Below are 19,192 nucleotides of genomic sequence, written 5' to 3' on the forward strand. Positions count from 1 at the left end.
GGTCAGTCTCCTCTCACGGCGAGTCGTTCGATCGCCGCCATGGGTACGGGAAGCCAGTCGGGGCGGTGCCGGGCCTCGTACAGCACCTCATACACGGCACGGTCGGTCTCGTAGGCGCGCAGCAGGCCGTGCTTCTTACGGGGGTCCCATCCGGCGCGGGCGGCGTAGCCCGCGCAGAACGCCTCCCGGCAGCGGCGCGCCCACTCGGGGCGCCACGGGCGGCGCTGCCGGGCGGCGTAGTCGAAGGAACGCAGCATCCCCGCGATGTCCCGCACGGGGGAGTGGGCGCTGCGCCGCTCGGCCAGCGGACGTGAGGGCTCGCCCTCGAAGTCGATGACGAACCAGTCCCGGCCGGCCCGCAGCACCTGACCGAGGTGCAGGTCGCCGTGGATGCGCTGGGCCGGCGGGCCCCAGTCGCAGGTCGACAGCGCCGCGAAGGCCGCCCGCAGTCCGGGGACGAAGGGCTGCAGCGCCGGGACGCAGTGCGCGGCCGAGGTGAGGCGTTCGGTCATGGCCGCCGCGGTGCGGCCGTTCTCGCCGGGGGCGCCGACCGGGAAGGCCGAGGCGAGCGCGAGGTGCACGTCGCCCATCGCCTGCCCCAGCTCGTGGGCCTGCACGGTGAACTCGTCCCCGGCGGCGAGCGCGTTCAGGGACAGGGTCCAGCCGTCGGAGGCGCCGTGCAGGAACGGCTGGAGCACGCCGAGCGTCGCCCCGTACGGATGGGTCGTACGCATCCAGGCCACCGGCGCCGGTACCCGGCCGCAGCCCTGCCGGGCCAGCGCGTCCGGCACCTCCAGGTCGGGGTTGACGCCGGGCTGGATGCGGCGGAACAGCTTCAGGATGAACTCGTCGCCGTAGATCAGTGAGGAGTTGGACTGCTCGGCGTCCAGCAGCCGCGGCGCGAGACCGCCGGGCACCGGCCGCGCGGGGTCGGCCTCGAAGCGCAGGGGGCCCGCCTTCCCCGGGTGCCGGAGCCGCTCCAGGAGCAGCTGTGCGGTCCGGGGGTCGTGCAGCGCGTCGTAGACCGTCCGCCCGGCCAGCGGCCCGTCCTGCACCTGCCCGATGACGGCCCGGCCCAGCCGCGGCGCGGGCTGCTCGCGCACGCCGAGGAGCAGCTGGTAGCAGTCCCCGGCCGGGGGAGCGCCGCCCGGGGAGGGCACGGAGCCCTGCCCGGTGTGCACCAGAAGGTGCAGACAGCCCGGGAACAGCTCGGTCATCGACAGCAGACCCAGCTCGGCCACGGGCCGGTCCTTGCCCGCGAACCAGCGCTGGCGCGGCAGCCACTGGCGCAGCAACTCGCCGAGCGACGCCATCGGCTCGGCGAGCTGCCTGCGTCTGGGGCGCAGGGGTGCGGTCTTCGGCATGGTGACGCGTCCTTTCCTCGGCCCACGCTCAAGCGCGGCGGCCGATGCGGGATGCGACTCGGGTGAGCCGGAACCAGTAGAAGCCGTGGCCCCCGAGGGTCAGCAGGTACGGCAGGTCACCGATGGCGGGGAAGCGGACCCCGCCGAACAGCTCGACCGGATGGCGACCGGCGAACTCGCGCAGGTCCAGCTCGGTGGGCTGGGCGAACCGCGCGAAGTTGTTCACGCACAGCACCAGGTCGTCCTCGTACTCCCGCAGGAAGGCCAGCACCGCCGGGTTGGACGACGGCAGCTCGGTGTAGGTGCCCAGGCCGAAGGCGGGGTTCTGCTTGCGGATCTCGATCATGCGCCGGGTCCAGTGCAGCAGCGAGGAAGGTGAGGCCATGGACGCCTCGACGTTCGTCACCTGGTAGCCGTAGACCGGGTCCATGATCGCGGGCAGGTAGAGGCGGCCCGGGTCACAGGTCGAGAAGCCGGCGTTGCGGTCGGGCGTCCACTGCATGGGGGTGCGCACGGCGTCGCGGTCGCCGAGCCAGATGTTGTCGCCCATGCCGATCTCGTCGCCGTAGTAGAGGATCGGTGATCCCGGGAGGGCGAGCAGCAGTGCGGTGAACATCTCGATCTGGTCGCGGTCGTTGTCCAGCAGGGTGGCGAGCCGGCGGCGGATGCCGATGTTGGCGCGCATGCGCGGGTCCTTGGCGTACTCCGCGTACATGTAGTCGCGTTCCTCGTCGGTGACCATTTCCAGGGTCAGCTCGTCGTGGTTGCGCAGGAAGATGCCCCACTGGCAGCCGGAGGGGATGGCCGGGGTCTTGGCGAGGATTTCCGAGACCGGGTAGCGGGACTCCCTTCTGACCGCCATGAAGATGCGGGGCATGACCGGGAAGTGGAAGGCCATGTGGCACTCGTCGCCGCCGGTGGCGTAGTCGCCGAAGTAGTCGACGACGTCCTCGGGCCACTGGTTGGCCTCGGCCAGCAGCACGGTGTCCGGGTACTGCGCGTCGATCTCGCGGCGCACCCGCTTGAGGAACGCGTGCGAGGCGGGCAGGTTCTCGCAGTTGGTGCCTTCTTCGGCGTACAGATAGGGCACGGCGTCGAGACGGTAGCCGTCCACGCCCAGGTCCAGCCAGAACTTGAGGGCGGCCAGCATCTCCTCCTGCACGGCCGGGTTCTCGTAGTTGAGGTCCGGCTGGTGGGAGAAGAAGCGGTGCCAGTAGTACTGGCCGCGGACCGGGTCGTAGGTCCAGTTGGAGGCCTCGGTGTCGACGAAGATGATGCGGGCGTCGGCGTACCGGGTGTCGTCGTCGGCCCAGACGTAGTAGTCGCCGTACGGCCCGTCCGGGTTCTTGCGGGACTCCTGGAACCACGGGTGCTGGTCGCTGGTGTGGTTCATGACGAAGTCGATGATCACGCGGATGCCGCGCTGGTGGGCGGCGTCGATGAAGGCGACGAAGTCCGCGAGGTCGCCGAACTCGGGCAGCACGGCGGTGTAGTCGGAGACGTCGTAACCGCCGTCGCGCAGGGGCGACTTGAAGAAGGGCGGGAGCCACAGGCAGTCCACGCCGAGCCATTGCAGGTAGTCCAGCTTGGCGGTCAGGCCCTTGAGGTCGCCGATGCCGTCGCCGTTGCTGTCCTGGAAGGAGCGGACGAGGACCTCGTAGAAGACGGCTCGTTTGAACCAGTCCGGGTGCCGGTCCCCCGCGGGGGTGTCCTCGAAGGTGTCAGGTACGGGCTCGTTGACGGTCATGAGGCTCCTGACCCTCCGTTCTGCGGCGCGGCGGCGGACGGATGCCGGACGTGGAAGACGTGGGCGGGAGCCCGGCCGGGCTCGAGCCGCACGTAGTTCGTCCGGCCCCAGTGGTAGGTCCGGCCGGTGAGTTCGTCGTGGACCGGCACCGACTCGTGCCAGTCCAGGCCGAGCTGCGGCATGTCGAGCGAGATCGTGGCCTCCTGGGTGCGATGCGGATCGAGGTTGGCGACCACCAGGACGACGTCGGAGCCCACGCGCTTGCTGTACGCGATGAGCGCGTCGTTGTCGGTGTGGTGGAAGCGGAGGTTCCTGAGCCGGTGCAGCGCGGGGTGTTCGCGCCGGATGGTGTTGAGGCGGGTGACGAGGGGGGCGATGGTGGTGGCCTCGCGGGCGGCGGTGGCCCAGTCGCGGGGGGTGAGCTGGTATTTCTCGCTGTCGAGGTATTCCTCGCTGCCTTGGCGCAGGGGGGTGTTCTCGCAGAGTTCGTAGCCGCTGTAGATGCCCCAGGTGGGGGAGAGGGTGGCGGCGAGGACGGCGCGGACCTCGAAGGCGGGGCGGCCGCCGTGCTGGAGGTAGGCGTGCAGGATGTCGGGGGTGTTGGTGAAGAGGTTGGGCCGCATGTAGGAGGCGGCGTCCCCCGACAGTTCGGTGAGGTATTCGGTGAGTTCCTGCTTGGTGTTGCGCCAGGTGAAGTAGGTGTAGGACTGCTGGAAGCCGATCTGGGCGAGGGTCGCCATCATGGCGGGGCGGGTGAAGGCCTCGGCGAGGAAGATGACGTCGGGGTCGGTGGTGTTGATGTCGGCGATGACGCGTTCCCAGAAGGCGACGGGTTTGGTGTGGGGGTTGTCGACGCGGAAGATGCGTACGCCGTGGTCCATCCAGTGGCGCAGGATCCGTAGCGTTTCGGCGGTGAGTCCGTCGGGGTCGGCGTCGAAGGCGATGGGGTAGATGTCCTGGTATTTCTTGGGTGGGTTCTCGGCATGGGCGATGGTGCCGTCGGGGCGGTGGTGGAACCACTCGGGGTGTTTGTGGACCCAGGGGTGGTCGGGGGAGCACTGGAGGGCGAAGTCGAGGGCGACTTCGAGGCCGAGTGCGGTGGCCCGGGTGACGAAGTGGTCGAAGTCGTCGAGGGTGCCGAGGGCGGGGTGGACGGTGTCGTGGCCGCCTTCGGGGGAGCCGATGGCCCAGGGGACGCCGACGTCGTCACCGGTGGCGCTCAGGGTGTTGTTGCGGCCTTTGCGGTGGGTGGTGCCGATGGGGTGGATCGGGGGGAGGTAGACGACGTCGAAGCCCATGGCGGCGATGGCGGGCAGGCGTCGGGCGGCGGTGCGGAAGGTGCCGTGCGGGGTGTCGGGGGTGCCTTCGGAGCGGGGGAAGAACTCGTACCAGGCGCCGTAGAGGGCGCGTTCGCGTTCGACGAGCAGGGGGAGCGGGTCGGAGGAGGTGACCAGGTCTCGCAGCGGATGGTGGGCCAGGACCGCGTCCACCTGGGGCGTCAACGCCGCCGCCAGGCGGGTGGCCACGGGCAGCGTGTCGTCGAGCAGGGCCGTGGCGGCGGCCAGCAGTACGTCCCGTCCGGAGTCCTTCGGCACTCCCGCGGCGGCCCGCCGGTACAGCTCGGCCCCCTCCTCGAGCACGAGGCCGGCGTCGATGCCGGCCGGGACCTTGATGCGCGCGACGTGCCGCCAGGTGGCGACGGGGTCGCTCCACGCCTCCACCCGGTAGGTCCAGTTGCCCGGCGCGCCCGGGGTGACCTCGGCGCCCCAGCGGTCGCTGCCCGGGGCCAGCTCCCGCATCGGCGTCCAGGGGCCCGGCCGGCCCTCGGGGTCCTTGAGCACGACGTTGGCGGCCACCGCGTCGTGCCCCTCACGGAACACGGTGGCGGTGACCCGGAATGTCTCTCCCGTCACCGCCTTCGCCGGACGCCTGCCGTACTCCACCACCGGCTGGACGTCCCGGACCGGGATACGTCCGATCCCCACGGTCGCGCTCATCCGCATCTCACCTCCGCCGTGCTCGTGGCCGGGCGCGGGCCCGGCCGGTTGGGTTGGGTTGGGCCGATCGGGTCAGGCCGCTCCGGAGGGGGCCTTGTGCCCCGTCGGGGCGAGCCGGTCCGGCTGTTCCTGCGCGTAAGTGACCAGGTTCGTCCGCAGATACCGTTCGGCGGCGTCCGCCGCCTCGCGTGCACACCGCTTCCCCATCAGCACGCAGAGGGTGTAGCCGGAGTCCTCGAAGGTGGTCCGGACGGTGACGTCCGTGGGGGATGCGAGCATCGAGCGTTCCCAGGCGCGGTAATGCCGCAGCTGCCGGGCGACTTCGCTCTTCGCGGGGAGCAGCATGGCCGGTCACCTTCCGGACGGTCCGGTGGTACGGACGATCGAGTTCTTCACACATGGTGCACGGGTGGTGACGCCCCGTCTTGTTGGATCTTCAACTGTTTCCCGTCATCCGCTGGGCCCCGAATTCGGCCCCCGACCTGCTCGTGTTGCACGAATGGACTACCGCTCCCACTCTGGAGTGACTCAGAAGCGATCAGCGCTCACGCTTCGTGATCGGGGAGCCCGTCCCCCAAGGGACGAGGAGGAGCGAGAGCCTTCGCGGTGAGGAGCCACGACGATGAAGACCGCAGTGCCCTGCTACTACCACCTCGACGTGGAAGTGAGCCCGGAACGGGTCGGACAGGTCAGGCGCATCCTGGCCGCTCACCTCCGGTTCTGGAACCTGGAGAACCTCGTCGAACCCGTCTGCTCGGGCGCCGAGATGCTGCTGCTGGCGATCGACGAGCACGCGAGCGACAAGAACACGTCGATCGAGATGTGGTGGAACCGCCAGCACCTGATCACGGCCGTAGCGGGCAACGACCACGCGCTCCGTCCCGACCACGACCTGCGCAGCTGTCTGCAGCACCTCGCCGCCAACAGTGACGGCTGGGGCTGCTGCGCCACCGACACCGGCGCCAAGGTCATCTGGTTCTCGCGCCGCGCCCGGGCCGGCGAACGCGTCCCGCTGGTGGCGACTGAGCCCGAGCCGATCACCCAGGAGGGGCTGGAAGTGCCGCGCGAGATCATGCCGGTGGCCCAGGTGGCCGGCTGGGCACGTACGGGCGGCGGCGTTCTGGAGGAGGCCCGGTGACCCGCGCCAGGCCGAACTGGAAGGGGTCGCCCGTGTGGAGCGGGCACCCCTACCCCCTGGGGGCCGCGTACGACGGGCAGGGCACGAACTTCGCCCTGTTCAGCGAGGTCGCCGAGCGGGTCGACCTCGTGCTCGTCGACGACGACGGCAACCACAGCACCATCCCGCTGCCCGACGTCGACGGCTTCGTGTGGCACTGCTACCTGCCCGGCGTCGGCCCGGGACAGCGTTACGGCTACCGGGTCCACGGCCCGTGGGCCCCGGCCGTGGGTCACCGCTGCAACCCGGCGAAGCTGCTCCTCGACCCCTATACGCGGGCCGTGGACGGGCTGGTGGACAACCACGCCTCCCTTTTCGAGCGGGCCAGGGGCAAGGCCGACCCGGGCGACAGCGCCGGGCACACCATGCTCGGCGTGGTCACCGACCCCTTCTTCGACTGGGGCGACGACCGCCCGCCCCGGCGCCCGTACTCGGAGAGCGTCATCTACGAGGCCCACGTCCGCGGCCTCAGCCGCACCCACCCCGACGTGCCCGAGGAACTGCGCGGCACCTACGCGGGCCTCGCCCACCCGGCGGTCGTGGAGCACCTGACCTCCCTCGGAGTGACCGCCGTGGAGCTGATGCCGGTGCACCAGTTCGTCCACGACGGCGTGCTCCAGGACCGCGGCCTCGCCAACTACTGGGGCTACAACACCATCGGCTTCTTCGCGCCGCACAACGGCTACGCCGCCCTCGGCACCCGCGGCCAGCAGGTCAGCGAGTTCAAGTCGATGGTCAAGACCCTGCACGAGGCCGGACTCGAGGTGATCCTCGACGTGGTCTACAACCACACCGCCGAGGGAAACGAGAAGGGCCCCACCCTCTCCTTCCGCGGCATAGACAACGCCTCGTACTACCGACTGGTGGACGGCGACTGGCAGCACTACTACGACACCACCGGCACCGGCAACAGCCTGCTGATGCGCCACCCCTACGTGCTCCAGCTCATCATGGACTCGCTGCGGTACTGGGTCACCGAGATGCACGTCGACGGCTTCCGCTTCGACCTCGCGGCCACCCTCGCCCGGCAGTTCCACGAGGTGGACCGGCTGTCCGCGTTCTTCGACCTGATCCAGCAGGACCCGGTGATCAGCCGGGTCAAGCTGATCGCCGAGCCCTGGGACGTGGGCGAGGGCGGCTACCAGGTGGGCAACTTCCCGCAGCTGTGGTCGGAGTGGAACGGCAAGTACCGCGACGCCGTACGGGACTTCTGGCGCGCGGGGGAGCACACGCTCGGCGAGTTCGCCTCCCGGCTGACCGGCTCCTCCGACCTGTACCAGCACAGCCGCCGCCGCCCTCGCGCCAGCGTCAACTTCGTCACCGCGCACGACGGCTTCACGCTGCACGACCTCGTCTCGTACAACGACAAGCACAACGAGGCCAACGGCGAGGACAACCGGGACGGCGAGAGCCACAACCGCTCCTGGAACTGCGGCGTCGAGGGCGAGACCCGGGACCCGGCCGTCCGGGAGCTGCGCGGTCGGCAGCAGCGCAACTTCCTCGCCACGCTCCTGCTCTCGCAGGGCATCCCGATGCTGTGCCACGGCGACGAACTGGGCCGCACCCAGCGGGGCAACAACAACGCCTACTGCCAGGACAACGAGATCTCCTGGATCGACTGGCGGCTCGGCGGCGAGCAGCGCGCGCTGCTGGACTTCGCCCGGCGCCTGATCGCGCTGCGCGCCGACCACCCGGTGCTGCGCCGGCGCCGCTTCTTCCGCGGCGAGACCCTCACCCACGCGGACCAGCCGCTGCCCGACCTGGTGTGGCTGCTCCCCGACGCGCGGGAGATGACCGACGACGACTGGCAGCGCTCCGACGCGCACACCGTCGGCGTCTTCCTCAACGGCGACGCCATCGCCGAACCCGACCCCCGGGGCCGGCCCGTGGTCGACGACTCCTTCCTGCTGCTGCTCAACAGCCACTGGGAGCCGGCCGACTTCCGGCTGCCCGACGCCGGCTACGGCGAACGCTGGACGGCCCTGGTCGACACCGCCGACCCGGACGGCGTCCCCGACGAGGCCGAGCACAAGGCGGGCACCCGGCTGACCGTCGAGCAGCGCAGCCTCGTGCTGCTCTCCCGGACCTCCCGCACCGGCCGGTGAGCCGGTGAGATCAGCTGCCGAGGCGGCGCGCGGTCACCGTGAACTGCGCGCCGTCGGCGTCCCGGAGCACCGCCTCGTCCGGGCTCAGCGAGAGCACGCTGCCGCCGTGCCGCTCCGCGACGCGGGCGCAGGCCGTGACGTCCTCGACCGCGAAGTGGATCTGCCAGTGCGGCCGGACGGCCGGGTCGGGAGCAGCGCCCAGCGCTCCCGACTCGATGCGGGCCACGACCTCGCCCTCGTGGCGCAGGACCACCTCGTCGCCCTCGTACCGGACCTCGCAGCCGCCCTGCCCCGACGCCCACTCGAAGATCTCGCCGTAGAAGATCGCGGCGTCGAAGGCGTCGCGGGTGTGCAGCCGGATGAAGGCGGGGCGCTTGGTGCGCCAGGCGTCCCAGTCCGAGAAGAGCTCGCCCTCCCAGATCCCGAACGTCGCGCCGTCCCGGTCGGCGAGCAGGGCCGCCCGCCCCGGCGGCAGGGAGATCGGCCCGACCGCGGTGGTGCCGCCGCGCTCCTGCGCCCGGGACACGGCCTCGTCCGCACTGCGCACGGCGAAGTACGGCGTCCATGCCACCGCCATCTGCCACATCGCGGCGACGGCGGCGATCCCGGCCACCGGCACCCCGTCGGCCAGGGCGATCCGGAAGGGTTCGCCCAGCCGGGCGGGCCGCCACCGCCAGCCCAGCACGGCGGAGTAGAACTCCTCGGTGGCCTTCAGATCACGGCTGGTGAGACTCACCCAGCAGGGGGCCCCGTACACGGCGTGCGTGGACAGAAGGCTCTCCCCGCGGGTGGAGGAGGTCGTGTCGTGGTTCATGGCAGTCGTGTCCTGGTCTCGTCCACCGGCAGCCACCGGCTCCACACCAGTGTCCGGCCGGGAGTGCGGCGGGCGCCTGGCGAGTACCCCGCACATGGCGCCGAAACGGAGGCCCCGAGGTGACCGTGCCCCCCACCGGCGTGCGCCCGAACCCCGACCCGGATTCCGACTCGGACCAGATCTTCCGGCTGCAGGAGGAGGTCCGGCAGCTCAAGGAGGCGGTCGTCTCGCACGCCGTCGTCGACCAGGCCATCGGGGTGGTCATCGCCCTCGACGGGGTGACGCCGGACGAGGGGTGGATCGTCCTGAAGGAAGTTTCCCAGCATACGAACATCAAACTCCGCAATGTGGCGGAAACGATACTCATCTGGGGGCGCACCGGAGTGATGCCGCCGGAGATCCGGGCCGCCCTGGGGGACCGCCTGGGGCGGCCCGTGTGCGGCGGGCCCGGACTCAGCGGGCCTCCGTCAGGATCTCCTCGCGTATCCGGTCGAAGCAGCCGGTGAGCAGCCGGGAGACGTGCATCTGCGAGATGCCGAGCTGCTGGGCGATGCGGCTCTGCGTCATCCCTCCGAAGAAGCGCAGGTAGAGGATGGTGCGCTCGCGCTCGGGCAGCGCCTCCAGGCAGGGCCGGACCGCCACCCGGTCCACGACCGCGTCGAAGGCGGGGTCGGGGCCGCCCAGCGCGTCGCCGAGGGCGTACCCGTCGGTGCCGGGCATCTCCGCCTCCAGCGACAGCGCCGAGAAGCACTCCAGGGCCTCCATGCCGGTGCGCACCTCGACGGTGGTCAGCTGCGCGTGCTCGGCGATCTCCTCGACGGTCGGGGCGCGCCCCGGCGTGGTCTGCGCCAGTTCCTTCGCCGATCTGCGGACCCGGTTGCGCAGGTCCTGGATCCGGCGCGGCACGTGCAGCGTCCACATGTGGTCGCGGAAGTGCCGTTTGATCTCGCCGGTCACGGTCGGCACCGCGTACGCCTCGAAGGCGTGGCCGCGCGCCGGGTCGTAGTGGTCGACGGCCTTGACCAGGCCGAGGGCCGCCACCTGATAGAGATCCTCCAGGTTCTCGCCGCGGCCCCGGAAGCGGACGGCGATCCGCTCCGCCATGGGCAGCCAGACCCGGATCAGTTCGTCCCGCAGCGCCTTGCGCTCCGGTCCCTCGGGCAGCCCGGCGAGCCGTTCGAACGCAGCGGCCGTGTCGGGAGCGTCGTCGTGCGGGTGGGGCTGGGTTCTGCCGGCGACACGCATCACGCGCACCTCCCTCAGCAGGGGTGCTGGCAAGTCCTCGTATATATGGATACTGAGCGCGAATCCCCCGGACGGCCACTCGAACGGCTGCATGCCGGGACCGGTGCGGCCGCCCCGTCGCGGGACGTGATGTGCGGCACGCTCCCGGTGATCGCGCGGACCGGCGTCGGCGGATCGTCCCTGGGCAGCGCTTGATCACCGATCAAAAGGGACGAAGTCCCTGGCCACAGCGCATTCCGCTCATTTGACAGTGCGCTGAGCGTACGGATAGGAAGCAGCGTCGAGAGGTCGAGAGGGGCACCGTGTACGAGCCGAACGTGGTCGGGGACTGGCAGGAGTACGACGAGCACGCCGGCCTGCGGGTCCGCGTCCACGGTCTTGAGCCGGCCGAGCCGCCGCGGGGCCGCGACGACGCCGCCGAGGGGCTGACGTACTTCCGGGTCCGGGTGACCGTGGAGAACCGGGGCGGGCGGCACCTCGGCATCCACCTGGAGGACGGCCAGATCGACGTGCGGATCGGCCCCGACGGGGAGAGCGCCTTCCTCGACTGGCGCAACTCCCAGTTCATCGAGGGCTTCGACGTCTACCCGCTGCGCCGGGCCACCGCAGTGCTCTACGCGGCCGGGCCGGAGGCGAGCCTGAGCCAGGTCGACGTCCAGGTGCAGCTGAGGGTGGACGAGGAGTGGGCCGACCGCCGGCTGTGGAGCGGTGCCCCCGGGCTGCCCGACGGCGCCGGCGCCGCCCCGTGCGGCGGGGTGCGGGACGAGGGCCTCGTACACCAGGTGAGCGCGTTCCTGCGGGGCCAGTCGGAGGAGGGCACCGCCTGACCCGCCGGGCGGCCGCCGCTCAGTGCGCGATGCCGTCGATGATCTCCCGGGCGCCCTGCCGCAGCAGGGCCACCGCGACCGACGTGCCCAGGGTCGCCGGGTCGAGGCGGCCGGCCCACTCGTGCGCGTTCAGCCGGATTTTGCCGTCGGGGGTGAACACGCAGGCTCGCAGCGAGAGTTCACCGCTCCGGTCCACGTGCGCGTGCCCGGCGATCGGGCTGTTGCAGTGCCCCTGCAGGACGTGCAGGAACATGCGCTCCGCCGTCGCCTCCCGGTGCGTACGCGGGTCGCCGAGTGCGCCGACCGCCTCGATCAGCGCACCGTCGCCCTCGCGGCACTGCAGGGCGAGGATGCCCGCGCCGATCGGAGGCATCATCGTCTCGGCCGAGAGGACCTCGCTGATCACGTCGGTCCGGCCGATGCGCTCCAGTCCGGAGACGGCGAGCAGCAGCGCGTCCGCCTCGCCCGCGTCGAGCTTCGCCAGCCGCCGGTTGGCGTTGCCGCGGAAGGGAACGCACCGCAGGTGCGGGTGGGTGGCGGCCAGCTGGGCGACACGGCGCACGGAGGACGTGCCGACGCGCGTCCCCTCCGGCAGCTCGTCCAGCGTGAGCCCGCCCGGGTGGACCAGCGCGTCCCGCACGTCGTCCCGCTTCAGGAACGCGGCGAAGACCGTACCGGCGGGCAGCGGCCGGTCGGCGGGCACGTCCTTGACGCAGTGCACCGCGAGATCGGCCTCGCCCGACAGCAGCGCGGCGTCGACCTCCTTGGTGAACGCGCCCTTGCCCTCCACCAGAGACAGGTCCCCGAGCCACTTGTCGCCGGTGGTCCGCACCGGTACGACCTCGGTGCGGACGCCGGGGTGGAGGGCGGTCAACTCGGCCCGGACGCGCTCGACCTGAGCCAGTGCCATGGGGGAGTCGCGGGAGACGATGCGGATGAGTTCGGGGGCGGACATGCGGACACGATAGTGCTCCGGGGGAGCCCGGGCCGACCGCTTCGCCCGACCGGCCCACTGTCCGCCCCCCGCAGGGTCAGGCGTTCGGGTCGAAGGGGATGCCGGCGGGCTTGGCGGCGGCCAGGTGGGAGGCGAAGCTGCCGTCCTTGAGGCCGAAGTTGGCGCTGCCGAAGTCGTAGCCGCTCAGCCTGGAGCGCAGGCCCGCCGGATAGCCGTTCCAGCCCACCAGGGCCGGGTACTGCCAGGTCCCCTTGTGGTTCTCCGGCGGCTCGTCGCCCGAGGTCGCCGGGCGGAAGCAGTGGGTGCTGATGCCGTCCTTGTGGTAGACGATCTTCGGGTGGGTGCCGTCGAAGCGGATGGCCGACCGCTCGTGCACGCTGAACGAGCCGTGGTTGGACGTCGACACGTACTGCGCGGTGCCGTCCCGCACCCACACCACCACGTGCTCCCAGTCGTGCCGGTGGCCGCCCAGGCTCGTGCCGGGCAGGGCCTGGTCCTTCTCGAAGTAGAGGCCGTACATGTAGGCGCACCAGTCGCCGTCGCACTTGGCGCGGGCGTAGCCGTTGGTGTTGTCGAGGTCGGCGGCGTCCCGGCAGTTGCCGTTGAGCGCGCCGGTCGGGTTGAGCCCGCCGTTGACCGCTCCGTCGGCGCCGATGGCCGGTGTGGGATAGCAGCCGTCGGTGTCGTAGTCGTAGGCGGGCTGGTACATCCGCTCCAGGCTGTCGGCGTTGCCGGGCAGCCCCGGCGGCGGGGCGGCGAAGGCGGTGGCGGGAAAGGCGACGACGAGGGCGAGGGCACCGAGCGGTACGGTGAGCCATCTGTGGCGGGGCGTCGCGGTGGTACGCGGGGACATCGCGTCCTCCTCGGGCTGGCGCAGCCCAACGGCTGTGGGGGGAAGGGGAGTTCAGGTTCCCCTCTTTTTCCTCCCGCGCCAAGGGCGCACAGGCGTCCCCGCGGTGAAGGCGAGCCCAACACCCGACCCGGAGTCGCCCGCTCACACCAGGTCGTCCGGAAGGTCCGCGGCCGACTCCTCGGGCGCCAGGTCCGGGCGGAGCCTGAGCCAGGACGGCTGGCGCAGCATGCCCTCCCGGGTGCGGGTGCTGTAGCGGACCTCGCCGACCAGCCGGGGCACCACCCAGCGCGCCCCCGGCACCCGCGGCACCGGGTCGAAGGGGCAGACGTCACTCGCGGCGGCCGCCAGCAGTGCGGCCAGCTCGGTCCGCTCGCCCGCGCTCCAGCCGGTGCCCACCCCGCCGACGTAACGCAGCCGGCCCGCGGCGCGCTGGCCGACCAGGACGGCGCCGGGAAGGCCGCCGAGCCGCCCCTTGCCGGGCAGCCAGCCGCCGACCACGACGTCCTCGCTGCGCATGTTGCGGATCTTGATCCAGGCCCGGGAGCGGACCCCGGGCTCGTACACCGAGTCCAGCCGCTTGCACACCAGCCCCTCCAGGCCGTGCTCGCGGGTGGCCCGCAGGGCCTGTGCGCCGTGCCCGACCAGCGCGGCCGGGGTCGACCACGACGGCCCGTTCAGCCCGAGCTCCGTCAGCCGCTCACGGCGGCCGGTGTAGGGCAGGCGCAGCAGGGAGCGGCCCGCCAGGTGCAGGGCGTCGAACAGCACCAGGTGGACGGGGACCTTCGCCGCCCGGTGCGCCGCCCGGGCCGGGGTGTGCGCGAGGCCCATCCGGGACTGGAGCAACTGGAAGTCGGCACGGCCCTGTTCGTCCAGGGCCAGCACCTCCCCGTCCAGTACGGCGGGGGTCTCGCCGAGCGCGGTGGCGAGCGGCGCCAGTTCCGGATAGGCGACGGTGATGTCCTGGCCGGAGCGGGCACGCAGCAGGACGCTCCCGTCGCCGGGCAGGTAGACCACCACGCGCTGCCCGTCCTGCTTGGTCTCGTAGGCCCAGCGCGCGTCCTGCCCGGCGGGCGGCAGGGCGCCGGCGGTGGCGAGCATCGGAGGGATCGCAGGCAGCTCCACGGGTCAGTACTCGACCCGCCGGAGCGCCGTCACGCGCGTTGCCCGCCAGGTTCGCCTGAACGGCGCCGGCCCCGGGCAGGACCGGCGCCGTCGCCGTCAGCGGACGGAGGCGGGCTCCGAGGCGACACCGTCGGCCGGAGCCGGGCCCGCCGGGGTGCCGGCCGGGCGGTGCCGGGGGATGAAGGACGCGAGGGCGGTGGCCAGCAGGGCCGCGCCCGCGCCGATGGCCATGACCACCTTGAACGCGTTCTCGGACGGCAGGGCGAAGCCGCCGAGGTCGATGGTCATCTGGGCCAGGATCACACCGGCGATGGCACTGGCGACCGACGTGCCCAGGGACCGCATGAGGGTGTTGAGGCTGTTCGCGGCGGCCGTCTCGCTCGGCGGCACCGCGCCCATGATCAGCGACGGCATGGCGCCGTAGGCGAAGCCGATGCCCGCGCTGATGACGCAGGAGACCAGTACCAGGTGCCAGACCTCGGCCATCAGCACGATGTTCAGGCCGTAGCCGGCCGCCACGATCAGGGCGCCGATCATCAGCGTCACCTTCGGACCCCTGGACTTGGAGACCTTCGCGGAGACCGGGGCGAACGCCATCATCACCAGGCCGGACGGCGCCATCACCAGACCCGTGGTCAGCAGCGAGCGGCCGAGTCCGTAACCGGTGGCCTCGGGCAGCTGCAGCAGTTGCGGAAGGACGAGGGACATCGCGAACATCGAGAAGCCGATGGCGACGGACGCCAGGTTGGTGAAGAGCACCTGGCGGCGGGCGGTGGTGCGCAGGTCCACCAGGGGCTCCGGGGTGTGCAGCTCCCACCAGCCCCAGACCAGCAGGATCACCACGGCCGCCGCGAACAGGCCCAGGGTGGTGGCCGAGGACCAGCCCCAGTCGCCGCCCTTGGAGATGGCCAGCAGCAGGCTCGCGAGGCCGGCGGCCATGCCGATGCCGCCGGGCAGGTCGAAGCGGCCGCCGGTGCGCACCGCCGACTCGGGCACCAGCGACAGCACGAGCACCAGGGCCACCACTCCGAGCGCGCCGGAGAGCCAGAACAGCATGTGCCAGTCGAGCTTGTCCGCGATCAGCGCGGCCGCGGGCAGGCCGAGCGCGCCGCCGACGCCGAGGGAGGCGCTCATCACGGCGGTGGCACCGGCCAGCCGCTCGACGGGCAGTTCGTCGCGCATGATGCTGATGCCGAGCGGAATCACGGCGGCCGACAGGCCCTGCAGGGCGCGGCCGACGACCATCGGGACCAGCGCGTCGCTCAGTCCGCAGACCGCGGAACCGACGATCAGCAGCACCAGGCTGAGCAGCAGCATCCGCCGCTTGCCGAACATGTCGCCGAGCCGGCCGACGACCGGAGTGGCCACCGCGGAGGCGAGCAGGGTGGCGGTCACCGCCCAGGCCGCGTCCGACGCCGACGCGTCCAGGAGCTTCGGCAGCTCCGGGATGATCGGGATGACCAGGGTCTGCATCAGCGCGACGACGATCCCGGCCAGGGCCAGTACCGCCACCACGGCGTTCGGCCGTGGTGAGGCGGGGGAAGCGGGCATGGAAGAGCCTTTCCGGCGATGAGTCTTGCGACGGTGGGAGAAAACGGGTGGGAGAAAACGGAACGCGAGCTTTTAAGTCAGTCGCTTGAAGTATCCTACGGGGTGTGAGGGGCGAACGCCCGTCCGGGCCGGGCGGCGATGCCCCGCCGCCGCGCCGTAGGCTTTCGTGAGACCCGCCGTACGTCGGCGGACCTGCGACGACTCGAGGGACTGGTCGTCGCGGGCGGTGCGGAAAAGTCCCGGCGCGGTGGTGATCATGGCGGGCAGGGCGGTCCGGACGGAACAGGTCAGCGCGACCCGGCAGCTGATCCTGACCACCGCTGAGCGGCTGTACGCCGAGCACGGGGTGTACGCGGTCTCCAACCGACAGGTCAGCGAGGCCGCCGGGCAGGGCAACAACGCCGCGGTCGGCTACCACTTCGGCACCAAGACGGACCTCGTCCGGGCCATCGCCCGGCGCCACTCGGAGCGGGTCGAGGAGCTGCGCGCCCGGCAGCTCGCCGCCCTCGGCGACTCACCGGACCTGCGGGACTGGGTGGACTGCCTGGTCCGCCCCCAGTTCGACCACCTGGCGGCGCTGGGCAGCCCCACCTGGTACGCGCGGTTCTGCGCCCAGGTCATGACCGACCCGGCGCTGCGGCAGATCCTGACCGAGGAGTCCCGGGCCTCCGTCTCCCTGCGGGCGATCATCGAGGGGCGCCGCCGGTGCATGCCCGCGCTGCCGGACGAGGTCAGCGCGGAGCGGGGCGACATGGCCCGTCATCTCATCGTGCACACGGCGGAGGAGCGCGAGCGGGCCCTGGCCGGGAACCGCCCGACCCCGCGGGCCAGCTGGCAGGACGCGGCCGACGGCCTCGTGGACGCGATCGTGGGCATGTGGCTGGCCCCCGTCACGCCCCGGGGCGGGGACTGACGGGCGCCGGAAGACGACGGGGCGCGGTCGGCGGGCGAGACGGTTCCGGGTCACGGTGCCCTCGGCGGCGCGGGCTGGTCGACCACGTAGGCGGTGCCGTCGGCGATCTCCACGTGGTTGGGGTCGGCGCCAGTGGTCACGGTCTCCTCCACGGCGCCCCGGCGCGGGTCGACCCGGGTGACGGTGGCGTCGGTGCGGTTGACGACAAGGACGTCGCCGGAGCGCTCGCGCGTCGGCCGGTGTGCCCGGCGCCGGGGGAGCCGATGCTCACCGCCCCCGCACGTCGGCGTCGCGTGTCGTCGGTGGCCCGACGGCGGGCGGCGCCGGGGGCGGGCCCGGATCGCGCAGGCCGCACAGGAGCAGCCTGCCCACGGCGGGGAGCGCCACCAGCGGCAGCAGGGCCGCCCGCAGCGAGGACGCGTCGGTCGGTGTGCCCGGCGCTGGGGAGCCGATGCTCACCGCCCCCGCATGTCGGCGTCGCGTGTCGTCGGTGGCCCGACGGCGGGCGGCGCCGGGGGCGGGCCCGGATCGCGCAGGCCGCACAGGAGCAGCCTGCCCACCGCGGGGAGCGCCACCAGCGGCAGCAGGGCCGCCCGCAGCGAGGACGCGTCGGCCAGTGCGCCCAGCGCCGGGGCGGCGAGCCCGCCGACGCTCACCGCCAGCCCCAGCGTCACCCCGCTCGCCGTCCCCACCCGGCGCGGCAGGTAGTCCTGGCCCAGCGTGATGTGCAGGGAGAACGGCACGTACAGCCCCGCCGACGTCAGGGCGACGAACAGGTACACCGCGGGACCCGGCACGAGGACGACCCCGGCCACCGCGAGGACCGTCAGGACGTACGACCGCCGCACCACCTTCAGCCGCCCGTACCGGTCCGCGAGCCGGCCCCCGGCGACGGTGCCCACCGCGCCGCCCAGATAGAGCACGAACAGCGCCACCGTCCCCGCCGCGCTGCCGCCGCCCACCCGCTCCCGCACGTACAGCGCCACGAACGTGCTCAGGCCGACGAAGACGACGGAACGGCACACGACTGCGCCGGTGAGCCGCAGGAAGGACGCCCAGTCGTCGGCGCCCGCCGCCAGCGCCGTACGGCCGCCCGCCGCACGGGCCGCCCCGGCCGAACGCACCGCCGCCCCGCACAGCACGGCTCCCACCACCGCGGGCAGCGCCAGCAGCCAGGACGCGCCGAGACCTCCGCCGCCGACGACGGCCCACACCAGCGGAGGCGCCAGTGCGAAGCCGACGTTGCCGCCCAGGGAGAACCACCCCATCGCCGTATGGCTGCCCCGTGCGGCCGCCCGCGCCGCCCGCGCCGCCTCGGGGTGGTACGCGGCGATCCCCACGCCGCCCGCCGCGACGGCCGCGAGGGTGAGCGGGTAGGAGTCGGTGACGCCTCCGAGGGCGATGCCCGCCCCGGCGGTCAGGGTGCTCAGCGGCAGCAGCCACGGCAGCGCCCACCGGTCGGTGAGCGCCCCGAACAGCGGCTGCACCAGCGACGACAGCAGCGAGGCGGCGAGCACGACGCCCGAGGCGGCGGCGTAGCCGTACGCCCGCTCGGCGACGAAGTACGGCACCAGGGCCGCCACGGTGCCCTGGTAGACGTCGACGCAGGCGTGGCCGAAGGACAGCAGGACGAGGGGCCGGTTCCGATTCGGGGTCACGCATCGATCGTCACGCCTTCCACCGGTGGCCCGCTTTCGATAACCTGCCCTCTTGTGTCGAAGAACCGCCAGACTCCGTCCGTCCGCCACACGCCCACGGCACCCACCCGTGCCCAGCGGCTGGTCGCCGGGCAGCGGATCGACGCGCACCGCCACGACGAGCACCAGATCGTCCACGCCGGGTCCGGAGTCGTGGCCGTCACCACCGAGTCCGGCACCTGGTTCGCGCCGGGGACGCGGGCCATCTGGATCCCGGCCGGCACCGTGCACTCCCACCGCGCCCACGGACGCCTCGACCTGCACCTGGTCGGCCTGCCCGCCGACGCCAACCCGCTCGGCCTGGACAGCCCCGCCGTCCTCGCCGTCGGCCCGCTGCTGCGCGAGCTGATCGTCGCCTACACCGTCGACCCCCGGGACACGAGCCCGGAACGCGGCCGCCTCCTGGCCGTGCTGTGCGACCAGTTGCGCGCCTCGCCGCAGCAGCCCCTGCGCCTGCCCACCCCCAGGGACCCCCGGCTGGCCGAGGTCTGCGCGCTGGTCCACGCCGACCCCGCGGACACCCGTACCCTGGCCGCCCTCGGCGCGGCCACCGGCACCGCGGAACGCACCCTCAGCCGGCTCTTCCGCCGCGAGTTCGGCATGACCTTCCCCCAGTGGCGCACCCAGTCCCGCCTCTACCACGCCCTGCGCATGCTCGCCGACGACCTGCCCGTCACCACCGTCGCCCACCGCTGCGGCTGGTCCTCGGCCAGCGCGTTCATCGAGGTCTTCCGCCGTGCGTTCGGCTGCACGCCCGGCACCCGCAACCGCCGGGCGGGAACCGATCACCACCCGGTTCTTACCGTCGAGTAATATCGCGCGGCA

The 19,192-nt window shown here is 72.4% G+C and carries 18 protein-coding genes; 6 read left to right on the forward strand and 12 right to left on the reverse strand.

Annotation, left to right across the window (positions count from 1 at the left end):
• Positions 1–2: 2 nt before the first annotated feature.
• From ACZ7MF_RS12430 to ACZ7MF_RS12445, 4 genes are all read right to left on the reverse strand, one after another.
• Complete coding sequence (locus ACZ7MF_RS12430) at positions 3–1,364, reverse strand: maltokinase N-terminal cap-like domain-containing protein (RefSeq protein ID WP_471476315.1); 1,362 nt, start codon at positions 1,362–1,364, stop codon at positions 3–5.
• A 28-nt stretch (positions 1,365–1,392) separates the two neighbouring features.
• Positions 1,393–3,111, reverse strand: a complete 1,719-nt coding sequence (gene treS, locus ACZ7MF_RS12435; RefSeq protein ID WP_471476317.1) for a maltose alpha-D-glucosyltransferase — start codon at positions 3,109–3,111, stop codon at positions 1,393–1,395.
• On the reverse strand, positions 3,108–5,114 hold the full coding sequence (locus ACZ7MF_RS12440; RefSeq protein WP_471476319.1) for an alpha-1,4-glucan--maltose-1-phosphate maltosyltransferase: 2,007 nt from the start codon (positions 5,112–5,114) through the stop codon (positions 3,108–3,110). The genes treS and ACZ7MF_RS12440 overlap by 4 nt, the downstream gene beginning before the upstream one ends.
• Before the next feature lie 66 nt (positions 5,115–5,180).
• Entirely contained in the window at positions 5,181–5,453 is a 273-nt protein-coding gene (locus tag ACZ7MF_RS12445) for a DUF5133 domain-containing protein (protein WP_471476321.1), read from the reverse strand.
• A 277-nt stretch (positions 5,454–5,730) separates the two neighbouring features.
• Between ACZ7MF_RS12445 and ACZ7MF_RS12450 the strand changes: the two genes are divergently transcribed.
• Positions 5,731–6,246 (forward strand): pep a2, encoded by a 516-nt coding sequence (locus ACZ7MF_RS12450; protein WP_471476323.1) that lies wholly within the window; start codon positions 5,731–5,733, stop codon positions 6,244–6,246.
• On the forward strand, positions 6,243–8,390 hold the full coding sequence (gene glgX / locus ACZ7MF_RS12455; protein WP_471476325.1) for a glycogen debranching protein GlgX: 2,148 nt from the start codon (positions 6,243–6,245) through the stop codon (positions 8,388–8,390). The genes ACZ7MF_RS12450 and glgX overlap by 4 nt, the downstream gene beginning before the upstream one ends.
• A 10-nt stretch (positions 8,391–8,400) precedes the next feature.
• On the opposite strand, the gene ACZ7MF_RS12460 is transcribed toward glgX, so the two are convergent.
• Positions 8,401–9,204 carry a VOC family protein gene (locus tag ACZ7MF_RS12460; protein ID WP_471476327.1) on the reverse strand — a complete coding sequence of 268 codons (804 nt, stop codon included), beginning with the start codon at positions 9,202–9,204 and terminating at the stop codon, positions 8,401–8,403.
• Between the two features lie 119 nt (positions 9,205–9,323).
• On the opposite strand from ACZ7MF_RS12460, the gene ACZ7MF_RS12465 reads away from it, so the two are divergent.
• Positions 9,324–9,710 carry an ANTAR domain-containing protein gene (locus ACZ7MF_RS12465; protein WP_471476329.1) on the forward strand — a complete coding sequence of 129 codons (387 nt, stop codon included), beginning with the start codon at positions 9,324–9,326 and terminating at the stop codon, positions 9,708–9,710.
• Here the strand turns inward: ACZ7MF_RS12465 and ACZ7MF_RS12470 are convergent.
• Positions 9,658–10,449 carry a SigB/SigF/SigG family RNA polymerase sigma factor gene (locus ACZ7MF_RS12470; protein WP_356861155.1) on the reverse strand — a complete coding sequence of 264 codons (792 nt, stop codon included), beginning with the start codon at positions 10,447–10,449 and terminating at the stop codon, positions 9,658–9,660. The two genes, ACZ7MF_RS12465 and ACZ7MF_RS12470, sit on opposite strands and share 53 nt — an antisense overlap.
• Positions 10,450–10,751: 302 nt before the next feature.
• Here ACZ7MF_RS12470 and ACZ7MF_RS12475 point away from each other — a divergent pair, with 302 nt between their 5' ends.
• Positions 10,752–11,276 (forward strand): hypothetical protein, encoded by a 525-nt coding sequence (locus ACZ7MF_RS12475; RefSeq protein WP_356861127.1) that lies wholly within the window; start codon positions 10,752–10,754, stop codon positions 11,274–11,276.
• A 19-nt stretch (positions 11,277–11,295) separates the two neighbouring features.
• Here the strand turns inward: ACZ7MF_RS12475 and hemC are convergent, their stop codons facing one another.
• From hemC to ACZ7MF_RS12495, 4 genes are all read right to left on the reverse strand, one after another.
• Positions 11,296–12,231, reverse strand: coding sequence for a hydroxymethylbilane synthase (gene hemC, locus ACZ7MF_RS12480; RefSeq protein WP_471476332.1), 936 nt, complete (start codon positions 12,229–12,231; stop codon positions 11,296–11,298).
• Positions 12,232–12,307: 76 nt separating this feature from the next.
• Entirely contained in the window at positions 12,308–13,084 is a 777-nt protein-coding gene (locus ACZ7MF_RS12485; RefSeq protein ID WP_471476335.1) for an NPP1 family protein, read from the reverse strand.
• 141 nt (positions 13,085–13,225) lie between these two features.
• Positions 13,226–14,206: an ATP-dependent DNA ligase gene (locus ACZ7MF_RS12490; protein ID WP_471476338.1), complete on the reverse strand. Its 981-nt coding sequence runs from the start codon at positions 14,204–14,206 to the stop codon at positions 13,226–13,228.
• Positions 14,207–14,302: 96 nt separating this feature from the next.
• The gene (locus ACZ7MF_RS12495) at positions 14,303–15,757 is read right to left on the reverse strand and encodes an MFS transporter (protein WP_471476340.1); all 1,455 of its coding nucleotides are present in this window, start codon (positions 15,755–15,757) and stop codon (positions 14,303–14,305) included.
• 256 nt (positions 15,758–16,013) lie between these two features.
• Here ACZ7MF_RS12495 and ACZ7MF_RS12500 point away from each other — a divergent pair, with 256 nt between their 5' ends.
• A complete protein-coding gene (locus ACZ7MF_RS12500; protein ID WP_471476342.1) occupies positions 16,014–16,670 on the forward strand; it encodes a TetR/AcrR family transcriptional regulator in 657 nt (218 codons plus the stop codon).
• Positions 16,671–16,937: 267 nt separating this feature from the next.
• Here the strand turns inward: ACZ7MF_RS12500 and ACZ7MF_RS12505 are convergent, their stop codons facing one another.
• Positions 16,938–17,129: a hypothetical protein gene (locus tag ACZ7MF_RS12505; RefSeq protein ID WP_471476344.1), complete on the reverse strand. Its 192-nt coding sequence runs from the start codon at positions 17,127–17,129 to the stop codon at positions 16,938–16,940.
• On the reverse strand, positions 17,126–18,328 hold the full coding sequence (locus tag ACZ7MF_RS12510) for an MFS transporter (protein ID WP_471476346.1): 1,203 nt from the start codon (positions 18,326–18,328) through the stop codon (positions 17,126–17,128). Before ACZ7MF_RS12510 ends, ACZ7MF_RS12505 begins: the two co-directional genes overlap by 4 nt.
• Before the next feature lie 54 nt (positions 18,329–18,382).
• Here ACZ7MF_RS12510 and ACZ7MF_RS12515 point away from each other — a divergent pair, with 54 nt between their 5' ends.
• A complete protein-coding gene (locus ACZ7MF_RS12515) occupies positions 18,383–19,180 on the forward strand; it encodes an AraC family transcriptional regulator (RefSeq protein WP_471476348.1) in 798 nt (265 codons plus the stop codon).
• Positions 19,181–19,192: the final 12 nt, after the last annotated feature.

It is taken from the genome of Streptomyces sp. NPDC111628 (assembly GCF_055635195.1).